Source organism: Larkinella sp. VNQ87 (assembly GCF_049445795.1).
Lineage (GTDB): Bacteria > Bacteroidota > Bacteroidia > Cytophagales > Spirosomataceae > Larkinella.
Genome location: NZ_JBMSDT010000021.1, coordinates 69,407 through 81,621 on the forward strand (window position 1 = coordinate 69,407; position 12,215 = coordinate 81,621).

At 53.9% G+C, this 12,215-nt stretch carries 13 protein-coding genes; 12 read left to right on the forward strand and 1 reads right to left on the reverse strand.

All coding sequences use genetic code 11. The features are described 5' to 3' along the window. Positions 1–3 precede the first annotated feature (3 nt). Positions 4–819: an N-acetylmuramic acid 6-phosphate etherase gene (gene murQ / locus ACO2Q8_RS27495; protein WP_423348110.1), complete on the reverse strand. Its 816-nt coding sequence runs from the start codon at positions 817–819 to the stop codon at positions 4–6. Between the two features lie 165 nt (positions 820–984). Here murQ and ilvD point away from each other — a divergent pair, with 165 nt between their 5' ends. The 12 genes from ilvD (at position 985) to leuD (ending at position 12,149) form a co-directional block, all read left to right on the forward strand. Further along, a complete protein-coding gene (gene ilvD, locus ACO2Q8_RS27500; RefSeq protein ID WP_423348111.1) occupies positions 985–2,691 on the forward strand; it encodes a dihydroxy-acid dehydratase in 1,707 nt (568 codons plus the stop codon). Positions 2,692–2,748: 57 nt separating this feature from the next. Continuing rightward, positions 2,749–4,509, forward strand: coding sequence for a biosynthetic-type acetolactate synthase large subunit (ilvB, locus tag ACO2Q8_RS27505; RefSeq protein ID WP_423348112.1), 1,761 nt, complete (start codon positions 2,749–2,751; stop codon positions 4,507–4,509). Between the two features lie 109 nt (positions 4,510–4,618). Beyond that, positions 4,619–5,152 (forward strand): acetolactate synthase small subunit, encoded by a 534-nt coding sequence (gene ilvN, locus ACO2Q8_RS27510; RefSeq protein WP_423348113.1) that lies wholly within the window; start codon positions 4,619–4,621, stop codon positions 5,150–5,152. Positions 5,153–5,187: 35 nt separating this feature from the next. Then, complete coding sequence (locus ACO2Q8_RS27515) at positions 5,188–6,327, forward strand: hypothetical protein (RefSeq protein WP_423348114.1); 1,140 nt, start codon at positions 5,188–5,190, stop codon at positions 6,325–6,327. A gap of 122 nt (positions 6,328–6,449) precedes the next feature. Beyond that, complete coding sequence (gene ilvC / locus ACO2Q8_RS27520; protein WP_423348115.1) at positions 6,450–7,493, forward strand: ketol-acid reductoisomerase; 1,044 nt, start codon at positions 6,450–6,452, stop codon at positions 7,491–7,493. A gap of 138 nt (positions 7,494–7,631) precedes the next feature. After that, complete coding sequence (gene ilvA, locus ACO2Q8_RS27525) at positions 7,632–8,900, forward strand: threonine ammonia-lyase IlvA (RefSeq protein ID WP_423348116.1); 1,269 nt, start codon at positions 7,632–7,634, stop codon at positions 8,898–8,900. An 11-nt stretch (positions 8,901–8,911) separates the two neighbouring features. Next, positions 8,912–9,145, forward strand: coding sequence for a DUF433 domain-containing protein (locus tag ACO2Q8_RS27530; RefSeq protein ID WP_423348117.1), 234 nt, complete (start codon positions 8,912–8,914; stop codon positions 9,143–9,145). Further along, positions 9,118–9,522, forward strand: a complete 405-nt coding sequence (locus ACO2Q8_RS27535) for a DUF5615 family PIN-like protein (protein ID WP_423348118.1) — start codon at positions 9,118–9,120, stop codon at positions 9,520–9,522. The genes ACO2Q8_RS27530 and ACO2Q8_RS27535 overlap by 28 nt, the downstream gene beginning before the upstream one ends. A gap of 16 nt (positions 9,523–9,538) precedes the next feature. Further along, positions 9,539–10,942 carry a 3-isopropylmalate dehydratase large subunit gene (gene leuC / locus ACO2Q8_RS27540; protein ID WP_423348119.1) on the forward strand — a complete coding sequence of 468 codons (1,404 nt, stop codon included), beginning with the start codon at positions 9,539–9,541 and terminating at the stop codon, positions 10,940–10,942. A gap of 4 nt (positions 10,943–10,946) precedes the next feature. Beyond that, the gene (locus ACO2Q8_RS27545) at positions 10,947–11,225 is read left to right on the forward strand and encodes a nucleotidyltransferase family protein (protein WP_423348120.1); all 279 of its coding nucleotides are present in this window, start codon (positions 10,947–10,949) and stop codon (positions 11,223–11,225) included. Continuing rightward, a complete protein-coding gene (locus tag ACO2Q8_RS27550) occupies positions 11,222–11,572 on the forward strand; it encodes a DUF86 domain-containing protein (protein WP_423348121.1) in 351 nt (116 codons plus the stop codon). Before ACO2Q8_RS27545 ends, ACO2Q8_RS27550 begins: the two co-directional genes overlap by 4 nt. Next, complete coding sequence (gene leuD / locus ACO2Q8_RS27555; protein WP_423348122.1) at positions 11,550–12,149, forward strand: 3-isopropylmalate dehydratase small subunit; 600 nt, start codon at positions 11,550–11,552, stop codon at positions 12,147–12,149. Before ACO2Q8_RS27550 ends, leuD begins: the two co-directional genes overlap by 23 nt. The last annotated feature ends 66 nt before the right edge of the window (positions 12,150–12,215 follow it).

Here is a 12,215-nt window from a genome sequence, read left to right on the forward strand (position 1 = left end):
TTATCAATACTCATCCAGATTCAGGCCCGAATTAAGGATCGCACTCCGTACGTTGCCGAATTTGGCCAGCAGTTCTTCGGCCCGTTCGCGGGAGACGCCGGTTTCGCTCATGACCATGTTGGCCGCCCGGATTTTCAGTTTATGGTTCGTCAACTGCATATCGACCATTTTGTTGCCTTTCACCCGCCCCAACTGGATCATGACCGACGTTGAAATCATGTTCAGCACCAGCTTCTGCGCCGTGCCCGACTTCATGCGGGTGCTGCCCGTCACAAACTCCGGCCCCACCACCACCTCGACCGGAAATTCAGCCGCCTGGGCCACCGCCGAGCCCGGATTACAGACGATGCAACCCGTCAACAGACCAGCTTCGCGGGCTTGCTGCAAACCGCCGATGACGTAGGGCGTCCGGCCAGAAGCGGCAATGCCGATGAGTGTATCGGTGGCATCAATATGATACAGTTGCAGGTCTTTCCAGGCTTGTTCAGGGTCGTCTTCGGCGTGTTCGACGGCGCTACGGATGGCACGGTCACCCCCGGCAATCAGACCAACGACCAGATCCGGTGAAACGCCGTAGGTCGGCGGGCATTCCGAAGCATCGACGATCCCCAGCCGACCGCTCGTGCCAGCCCCAATGTAAAAGAGTCGGCCGCCTTCCCGCATCCGTTTGACAATCTCCGTGACCAGTGTTTCGATCTGCGGAATGGCTTTCTCGACGGCCAGCGGAACGGTTTTGTCTTCGTTATTAATATTGGTCAACAACTCATGGACCGTCATTTTCTCCAGGTTGTCGTAATGGGATGAATTTTCGGTAATCATCGGATAGTACTATTTAGCCTATATCAAAAGTACAATCAATTCAATAGGAACTGCGCATAGTGAAAAAAAAAGCGAAAAAATCCGGTAGAACCGCTTGCATCTTTTCAACCAAATTTTTTCCTTTGAACCAAATTACGCTTTCAGCGAAATTTCGCTAACTGAGATATGACAACAATAGCCACCGACAAAAACCCACTGAATCGTTACAGTTCGACGCTTACGCAGGAAGTCAGTAATCCGGCCGCTCAGGCGATGCTTTACGGCATTGGTTTGAAAGAGGAGGATATGCAAAAACCGCAAATCGGTATTGCCAGCGCGGGTTATGACGGCAATCCGTGCAATATTCACTTGAATGGGCTGGCAGCTTATGTCAAAAAAGGGGTCAACGAGAGTGGGCTGGTGGGGTTGGTGTTCAACACGATTGGCGTTTCCGACGGCATGACCAACGGAAACGACGGGATGTCGTACTCGCTGCCCTCTCGGGACCTGATTGCGGATTCGATTGAAACCGTCGTCAAGGCGCAGTGGTACGATGGCGTCATTGCCGTGGTCGGTTGCGATAAGAATATGCCCGGCGCCCTGATCGCGGTGGGCCGAGTAAACCGTCCGGCCATTCTGGTCTACGGCGGTACCATCCGGTCGGGGAGTTACAAAGGACAAAAATTAGACATTGTTTCGGCGTTTGAAGCGTACGGCAAAAAAGTAGCCGGTAACATCAGCGACGAAGATTATAAAGGCGTTATCCAAAACTCGATTCCCGGCGCGGGCGCTTGTGGCGGAATGTATACAGCCAACACCATGGCGTCGTCGATGGAAGCGATGGGCCTGAGTTTGCCCTATAGCTCGTCGTTCCCGGCCACGCACGAAGGCAAGCAGGAAGAATGCCGCAAAATCGGTGCGGCCATGATGAATTTGCTGGCCAAGAACATTGTGCCCCGCGACATCATGACCAAAAAGGCGTTTGAAAATGCTCTGACGGTGGTGATGGCCCTCGGCGGTTCGACCAATGCGGTATTGCACTACCTGGCCATTGCGAAGTCGGTAGGCGTTTCGCTGACGTTGAAAGATATTCAGGAAATCAGCGACCGCACACCGTATCTGGGCGACCTGAAACCGAGCGGCAAGTATTACATGGAAGACCTGCTGGCAATCGGCGGGGTTCCGGCGGTGATGAAATTCTTACACAAGGAAGGATTCATCCACGGCGACTGCCTGACGGTTACGGGAAAAACCGTCGCCGAAAATCTCGAAGAAGCGCAGGATCTGGATTTTGACGCGCAGCAAATCATCCGGCCGCTGTCAAATCCGATCAAGAAAACCGGTCACATCCAGATCCTGTACGGCAACCTGGCGACGCAAGGCGCGGTAGCCAAGATTACCGGCAAAGAAGGCGAACGGTTTGAAGGCATCGCCAAAGTCTGCGACCGGGAAGAGCAATTGCTCGACTTCATTCAGAAACGGGAAATCAAAGAAGGCCACGTCGTCGTGATTCGCTACGAAGGGCCGAAAGGTGGTCCGGGAATGCCCGAAATGCTGAAACCGACCTCGGCGATCATGGGCCTGGGGCTGGGCGACAAGGTGGCGCTGATTACCGACGGGCGGTTTTCGGGTGGGACGCACGGGTTTGTGGTGGGCCACATCACGCCCGAAGCCCAGGAAGGTGGTAACCTGGCGCTGGTGCACGATGGCGATAAAATTACCATCGATGCCGTCAACAACGTCATTCACCTCCACGTTTCAGACGAAGAACTGGCCGAACGCCGGGCCAACTGGACGGTTCCGCCCCTGGAGAAAGCCGCCGAACACGGGGTTTTGCGCAAATACGTCAAACTGGTCAGCTCAGCCAGCGAAGGCTGTGTGACCGACGCCTAAGACCGATTCCACTCAACAACACTTGCATCAGCGGACTGCATTTAAACAGACAATACGATGAATACAACGGTTAAGGAATTGACAGCCGAAGAACCGCAACCGGCGGCCCCGGCAACCAAGCTACTTAAGCCTCTGACGGGTGCGGAAGCGCTCATGCAGGCCCTGGTGGAAGAGGGTGTAGAAACCATTTTCGGTTACCCCGGCGGAGCCATCATGCCGGTTTACGACGCTTTGTACGATTATCAGGATCGCCTGAACCATATTCTGGTGCGGCACGAACAAGGGGCCGCCCATGCCGCCGAAGGCTACGCCCGCGTGACAGGCCGGGCCGGGGTGTGTCTGGTCACATCCGGGCCGGGCGCGACCAACCTCGTGACCGGTATTGCCGACGCCCTGATCGATTCGACGCCGATGGTGTGCCTGATCGGGCAGGTGGGGATGAAGCTGTTAGGTACGGACGCGTTCCAGGAAACCGATGTCATCGGTGTTACGATGCCGATTACGAAGTGGAATTACCAGATTACGAGCGCCGACGAAATTCCGGAAATTGTGGCCAAAGCGTTTTACCTGGCGCAGTCGGGCCGCCCGGGTCCGGTGGTGATCGATATTACCAAAAACGCGCAGCAGGAGTTGATGACCAAACCGTTTGCGTACACAAAATGCGAGAAGGTGATCAGTTACCGCCCGCGTCTGGTGCCGAAACAGGATCAGTTGGAAAAAGCTGCCGAACTAATCAACCAGGCCAAAAAACCGTTCATGCTCGTCGGCCACGGCGTACTAATCTCCAAAGCCGAGCAGGAACTGGTGGCCTTCGCGGAAAAAACCGGTATTCCGGTGGCTACCACCTTGCTAGGCCAATCGGCGATGTCCGTCGACCATCCGTTGTACACGGGTTGGCTGGGGATGCACGGCAACTATGGCCCCAACGTTATGACCGACCAGTGTGACCTGCTGATCGGTGTCGGAATGCGGTTCGATGACCGGGTAACGGGCAATGCGGCTTTATTTGCCCGGCAGGCCAAAGTGGTTCATATCGAGATCGATCCGGCCGAAATCGACAAAATTATCAAAGCCGATGCGCCGGTGATTGGTGATGCGAAAGAAGTCCTGACACGCCTGATGCCGCTCGTCAACGAAAATGATCACACGGCCTGGCGCAACGAATTCCGGAAATACGATGAGATTGAAGAGGCCAAGGTGACGCAACCGGCGTTGGCTCCGACGAGCGAAAAGATCAAAATGGCCGAAGCCATTGATCTGTTGTCGAAGAAAACCCGGGGCGAAGCCGTTCTGGTGGCCGACGTAGGTCAGCACCAGATGATGGCTTCGGCGTACTACGAGTTTAAAAAACCGCATAGCCTGGTTACGTCGGGCGGTTTAGGCACGATGGGTTTTGCGCTTCCGGCTGCTTTCGGGGCCAAAGTGGGCGATCCGAGCCGCGAAGTGATTGCCATCATTGGCGACGGCTGTTTCCAGATGACAATTCAGGAACTGGGGACGATTGCGCAGAATAAGCTCCCGGTGAAGATTATTATTCTGAATAACAACTATTTGGGCATGGTGCGGCAGTGGCAGCAACTGTTCTTCGACCGCCGATATTCGTTCGTGGAGTTGCAGAATCCGGATTTCATTACCATTGGCAAAGGATTCGGCGTCGACGGCCACACCTGCGCCAAACGGGAAGATTTGTCGGCCTCGCTCGATACCCTGCTGGCTTCCGACAAACCGTATCTGCTCGAAATCATTGTTGAGAAGGAAGAAAATGTTTTCCCAATGGTTCCGGCCGGTACCAGCGTCGCCGACATCCGGCTGGACTAACGACCCGTACCCACGGACCGGGCCGCGCAGGCTTTAGTCCGTGTGAGTTAATATTATCATATAGATTGCAAGAACTCCAAAACACGGACTAAAGTCCGTGGGTACAGAGATGAATACGTACACCATTTGCATATTTACCGAAAACACGATCGGGCTCCTGAACCGGATCACGATCATTTTTACGCGTCGGCGGATCAACATTGAGAGCCTGACGGTTTCGGAAACCGAGCGCAAGGGCGTTGCCCGGTTTACGATTGTCATTAAGCACGAATCGCGGGAAGCCGTGGAGAAACTGGTGCGCCAGATCCGGCGGATCATCGAAGTGATGGCGGTTTTTGGGTATTTGAACGACGAAATTGTCTCGAACGAAATCGCGCTGTTCAAGATCGAAACCCCGCTGGGCTCCAAACCGCTCGACATCGAATACATCAACAAGCACTTCAACGCCTGGGTCGTGTACTGGCAACTCGATTACGTCGTAATCGAGAAGACCGGCTCCGAAAAGGAGATTTTCGAGTTTTTCCAGTACATCAAACCGCATGGCATTCTGGAGTTTGTGCGCTCGGGCCGGGTTGCCGTCGGGAAAACTGAGAAAGGGCTGGTCGAGTATTTGCCGGAGGCTGAGTGGGAATATTATTTGTAAGAATACGATATTTGCGGCCGGATTACTACGCTTGCATGCAACAGCCAACCTCTTTAGCCGCACCCATTTACCAAGTTGAGCGCCGACTGGCCGGCTTTTTCGAAAACCGGTTCTGGAAATTCCGCCTGATCAGCCTGGCGCTGGTGATTTCAATTGGAAGTCTGCTGGTGCTGAACAGTATTTTCATCGACCGGGGCTTTCGGTATTTGTACGAAGAAATGCGTCAACCGGGCCGAATTGACGGTTTTTTCTGGGACGACATCATTCGCCAGAGCGACCATCTGTTCGAACCGAATACGTACGAACCCGGCACGCACGAGGCCAACCAGACGTTTCGACTGACGGTTCCGCTGCTGGTCCGGTTTTTTCACCTGGGCGTCGCCAAGTTGTATTTGCTGCAACTGGTCCTGGGAATTGTGTTTTTGTGGGCCGTGACGGGCATTGTGCAGAAGATTTTGCAGGACAAAGTCCTGACGTTTTATTTTTTGACGGGCTTTACGGCCATTTACGCGGGAGCGGCTTTTGTGATCAATTACTTCGGCCACTGCGACGCGTACGTATACTGTTTCATGGCCCTGGCGCTCTATTTCCGTAACCCTCTGCTCGTGATTGGGTTCACGCAGTTGGCGTTCTGGTGCGACGAGCGGGCGCTGATCAACTCGTCGTACCTCGGGTTGTGGTACCTGTTGCCGGTGATCAAAACCGTCGTCGAAACCCGCAAGGTTGAGCTTCGGCAGATTCCGGCTTCGCTGGTGGCGCTGGTGGTCAGTGTGGCGCTGTACGCCGGTATCCGGAAGTGGCTGGAGTTGACGTACGGCATGAAAATCGGGCACGATGCGTCGTGGTCGGCCCGGACGCTGGCCTGGAGCATGAGTTACGTGGGCGACAAAATGGCGCGGGGGCTGGAAGGCATGTGGCTGATTCTGCTGGCGGCTTTCTGGGCGCTGGCCGTTCGGCGGCAGTGGATCGAACTGGTGCTGCTGGGCGGGGCCTGGGCGCTGACGATGGTGGTGGCGGTGCTGGTGGCCGACGGAACGCGGTCGCTTTCGTTCGGGTTTATGGCGTTCTTTTTCGCGCTGGGCATCCTAAACCGCTATTTGACCCACAATCAGTTGCGGTTTGTGTTGCTGACCAGCGTCGTGATTTCGTTGATGTATTCAATTTCGTTTCCATAAAAGTTTATAGTCTGAGGTTTATGGTTTTTAGTTAGCAATACCCGAGTAACTATAAACAATAAACTAAAAACCAAGCAACTCAAATCTGTAATCAATTTTATTTCAAATAAACCAGTCAAACAATGGCAAAAATTAACTTCGGCGGAGTTGAAGAAGAAGTCGTAACCCGCGAAGAGTTTCCTCTTGAAAAAGCCAGAGAAATCCTCAACGACGAAGTCATCGCCGTCATCGGTTACGGGGTGCAGGGCCCCGGCCAGTCGCTGAACATGCGCGACAATGGCTTCAACGTGATCGTTGGTCAGCGCAAAGGCAAAACCTACGACAAAGCCGTTCGCGACGGCTGGGTACCGGGCGAAACCTTGTTTGAAATAGAAGAAGCCCTTGAAAAAGGAACCATTATTTGCTTCCTGCTGTCGGATGCTGCTCAGATCGAACTGTGGCCGACCGTGAAAAAATACCTGACTGCCGGGAAATCGCTGTATTTCTCGCACGGTTTCGGCGTAACGTACAAAGACCAGACGGGAATCGTTCCGCCTGCCGATGTCGACGTGTTCCTGGTGGCTCCGAAAGGTTCCGGAACCTCGCTGCGCCGGTTGTTTGTAGAAGGCAAAGGTCTGAACTCCAGCTTTGCGATTTACCAGGATGCGACCGGCAAAGCCCGAGAAAAAGCGATTGCGATGGGTATCGGCGTCGGTTCGGGCTACCTGTTCGAAACCGATTTCTACAAAGAAGTAACCTCTGACCTGACCGGCGAACGCGGTACGCTGATGGGCGCTATTCAGGGAATTTTCGCGGCTCAGTACGAAGTGCTGCGCTCGAATGGACACTCACCGTCGGAAGCCTTCAACGAAACCGTCGAAGAGCTGACGCAGTCGCTGATGCCGCTGGTCGCCGAAAACGGCATGGACTGGATGTATGCCAACTGCTCGACCACGGCCCAGCGCGGGGCACTCGACTGGTGGAAACCGTTCCGTGACGCGACGAAGCCGGTTTTCGAACAACTGTACAACTCGGTCAAAGCCGGTGAGCAGGCGAATATCTCGATCACGCGGAACTCGCAACCCGATTACCGCGAGAAACTGGAAGAAGAACTGAAAGAACTGCGCGAGTCGGAAATGTGGCGGGCTGGTACGGCCGTTCGCAGCCTGCGTCCGGAGCGCAACTAAGTTTAGGGCGGGTTTCCCGTGCGATTGCGGGAGTTTAGGAAGAGGCTGGCAAAGTTTGCTGATTTTGAGTACCTTTAACGTCCCAATGGGCCGACCCCTAAACTCCCCGATCCTTAAACTTCTAATGAATGGTTACTAGTGGTAGAAGCGGAGAAAAAAATACCCTTTCCGGACGTAGACAACATCTATCTGGCGGCTGATCGGTTGCGGGGCGTTGCCACACACACGCCCTTGCAGGAAAACCTCAACCTGTCGGACAAGTACGGTGCCACGATTTTTCTGAAGCGGGAAGATTTGCAGGTGGTGCGTTCCTACAAAATTCGGGGTGCGTACAACAAAATGGCAAGTCTGCCCGCCGAAGCCCTGGCGAAAGGCGTCGTGTGTGCTAGCGCCGGGAATCACGCACAGGGCGTGGCCTATGCCTGCCGGAAGATGGCCGTGAAAGGGCTTATTTTCATGCCGACAACCACACCAAATCAGAAGGTTAAGCAGGTCAAATTGTTCGGGAAGGAGTTCGTGGAAGTGGTCTTGGTGGGCGACACCTACGATGACGCGTATTATGCCGCCATCGAGTACGTCAACACCCACGACAGCACCTTCGTCCACCCGTTCGACGACATGCAGGTGATTGAAGGCCAGGGCACCGTGGGGCTGGAGATTTTCAAGGACTCCAACTTCAAAATCGATTACCTGCTGATGGCCGTGGGCGGGGGCGGTTTGGCCGCCGGGGTTTCGACGGTTTTTCGGCAATTGAGCCCACGTACGAAGCTGATTGGTGTCGAACCGTTGGGAGCGCCTTCCATGAAAGCATCGATGGACGAAGGCCATGTGGTCACGCTGGACGAAATCGATAAGTTTGTCGACGGAGCTGCCGTAAAACGCGTTGGGGAAACGACGTTCGAGATTTGCCGCCAGTACCTCAATCAGGTGGTGCTGGTGCCGGAAGGGAAAGTCTGCACCACGATTCTCCAGTTGTACAACGAGGACGCCATCGTGGCTGAGCCCGCCGGAGCGTTGACGATTGCGGCCCTGGATTTTCTGAAAGACGAGATTAGGGGCAAAAACGTCGTCTGCCTGGTCAGTGGCGGCAACAACGACATCACCCGCACCGAGGAAATCAAGGAACGTTCGCTGCTCTACGAAGGACTGAAGCATTACTTCATCATCCGGTTTCCGCAGCGGGCCGGGGCCATGCGGGAGTTTCTGAGCGACGTGCTGGGCGAAACCGACGATATTACCTTGTTTGAGTATTCGAAGAAAACCAACCGCGAGCGCGGCCCGGCGCTGGTCGGCATTGAGCTGAAGCACAAAGCCGATTTTGAGTCGTTGATCGAGCGTATGCGGGAGGCTAAGATTCAGTTTGAATACCTGAACGACAAGCCGGACCTGTTTGAGTTTTTGATTTAAAATCGTCAGTCATGGAATTCCATCACATTGTTTCAACACCCGGTATTTTGGGCGGAAAGCCCTGCATTAAAGGTACCCGGATCAGTGTGGAACTGATCCTGGAAACAATTGCTTCCGGCGGGTCTTTAGCCGATATCCACCGGGAGTTTCCGCAGGTATCGATGGAAGCACTGCAGGAGGCTGTACGGTATGCCGCCCTGTTGACCCGAAACCCGTTTTGGCAGGATATAACGCTGGCGGCCTGATGCGGATTGCTGCGTACAAGCTACTGGCTGACGAAAACATTAGCCCATTGCTGGTGGATTTTTTGATTGAAAAAGGATGCAATGTCGTTTGTGCCAAAGATGTAGGATTAGTCAGTGAACCGGACACCGTGGTTCTGGACTGGGCCTATCGGCATCAACGGGTTGTCTTAACACTCGATAGCGATTTTGGCGAACTCGTTTTTGCTGCCAACGCTCCTTATTGGGGAATTATCTATTTGAGGCCAGGTCATTTGTTGGGGAGCAAGCACATATTGACACTCGAGAAAATGATTTTGCTTGAAGCCGACTTAGCGCCACCTTTTATCCTGGTTGGTGAGCGAAAAGAGGATACTGTACGATTTAGATTTAAACATTGATTTCCAAGTAGAAGTAATGAGCAAGCCCACAACACTCTTCGATAAAATCTGGGATGCCCACGTCGTCAAAGCGATGGACGGCGGGCCGGATGCGGTTTTTATCGACCGACACTTTATTCACGAAGTAACCAGCCCGCAGGCCTTCGACGGGTTGCGGAAACGGGGCATCAGTGTTTTTAACAAAAGCCGCACAACAGCCACCGCCGACCACAACGTGCCGACGAAGGATCAGCACCTGCCGATCAAAGAAGCGCTGTCGCGCCATCAGGTGGAAACGCTCCGGAAAAACTGCGCCGAATTTGGCGTTGAACTGTACGACCTGGGCCATCCGTTCCAGGGCATCGTTCACATCATCGGGCCGGAATTAGGGCTGACGCTGCCGGGTATGACCATCGTTTGCGGTGATAGCCACACGAGTACGCACGGGGCCTTCGGCAACATCGCCTTCGGAATCGGGACCAGCGAAGTGGAGCAGGTTTTATCGACGCAGTGTATTCTCCAGTACAAACCCAAACGGATGCGGATCAACGTCAACGGGCAACTGGCGAAGGGCGTGACTTCCAAAGACATTATTCTCTACGTAATCTCGAAAATATCGGCCAGCGGAGCGACCGGTTATTTCGTGGAATACGCAGGCGACACCATCCGCAACCTATCGATGGAAGCCCGGATGACGATCTGCAACATGAGCATCGAAATGGGTGCGCGCGGTGGCCTGATCGCTCCCGACGAAAGGACGTTCGAGTACATTCGCGGTCGGCGGTTTGCGCCCCAGGGCGAAGCCTTCGACAAAGCCGTTGAACAATGGCGGACGCTGAAAACCGACGAAGGGGCCGAATTCGACGTGGAACTGAACTACCGCGCCGAAGATATTGGCCCGATGATTACTTACGGAACCAACCCGGGCATGGGCATCACCGTCGACAGCCACGTGCCGAACCTGAGCGAAATCCCGCAAAGCGAGCTGGCTTCCTACACGAAGTCGCTGGCGTATATGGGTTTGGAGCCAGGCATGGAGCTGGTCGGCAAACCGGTCGATTACGTGTTTATCGGTTCTTGCACCAACGCCCGGATCGAAGACCTCCGGACGGTCGCCAACTTCGTGAAAGGCAAGAAAAAAGCCGAGGGCGTCGAAGTCTGGATTGTACCGGGCTCGGTGCAGGTGTCGAACCAGGCCAAAGCCGAAGGACTTGATCAGGTGTTCCGCGAAGCCGGTTTTGAACTGCGCGAACCGGGTTGTTCGGCCTGTCTGGCGATGAACGAAGATAAGGTTCCGGCGGGTAAGTATTGCATCTCGACCTCCAACCGGAACTTCGAAGGCCGTCAGGGACCGGGTGCCCGGACGTTCCTGGCCAGCCCGATCATGGCCGCTGCGGCTGCCGTGACTGGTAAAGTGACGGATGTACGGGAGTTGGTGTAAAACCATGCAAAGTCAGGCACTTTTTCAAACGATTCAAACGTATCTGCTTCAAAATCAGGTGCAGAAGGCGGCTATTTTTGGCTCCTTCGCCCGGGGTGAGGAAACAAGCGCCAGCGATATCGACTTGCTGATCGAAGCGGACGGGTTGACCTTGTTTGATATTTTGCGTTTTGAAGAAGAGCTATCTGATTTGACCAAACGACCGGTTGATATTGTGGAGTATCGGGCGCTCAAGCCTTCCATCCGCAATCGGGTCATGGCCGGGAAAATCGATTTGATATGATCCGGGATGATGATGTTTACTTGCAGGATATTATCGAAAGTATTCACATCATCTTTGAGCACGTACGAGGGAAAACGGAAGTGGATTTTCACCAGAGTATTCTGCTTCAGGATGCCGTTTACCGGCGTTTTGAAATTATCGGTGAAGCGACAATTCGGCTGTCTGACTCCTTAAAAGCGAAGTATCCGTCCGTTGAGTGGAAGCTGATGCGAGCCATGCGAAACAAGTTGGCTCACGAGTATTTTGGCATTTCGGCGGCAACAGTTTACAATACGATTAAAGCTTATTTACCCGCTTTACTAGAGAAGTTAATTGAGATTCAGAATGAGCAAAGAAACCTTACATAAACTCGTCTCGATTGCGGCTCCGCTGCCGATCGAGAACATTGATACCGACCAGATTATCCCGGCCCGGTTCCTGAAAGCCACCACGCGCGAGGGATTTGGCGACAACCTGTTCCGCGACTGGCGGTATAACGGCGACGATACGCCCAAAGCCGATTTCGTGCTGAACAACCCGACCTTCGCCGGGGCGCGTATCCTGGTGGCCGGCAAAAACTTCGGGATGGGCTCCAGCCGTGAGCACGCAGCCTGGGCGCTGCACGACTACGGTTTTAAAGTGGTCATTTCCAGCTTTTTCGCCGATATTTTCCGGAACAACGCCCTGAACAACTTCGTGTTGCCGGTGCAGGTATCGGATGCGTTCCTGGCGGAAGTTTTCAAGGCCATCGAAGCCAACCCGCAAACGCAGATCACCGTCGATCTGGTCAATCAGGAGATCGTTCTGGAAAACGGCTTGAAAGAATCGTTTGCTATCAATGCTTACAAAAAGCAGTGCCTGATGAACGGTTACGACGACATCGATTACCTGTTGAGCCTGAAAGAAGAAATTAAACAATACGATTTAGCCCATTCTAATTTTTGATTGAGTGAATGAGTGATTGAGTGAATAGCTCCGCCAGTTTTCCACCTTTGCGAAGCTATTCACTCA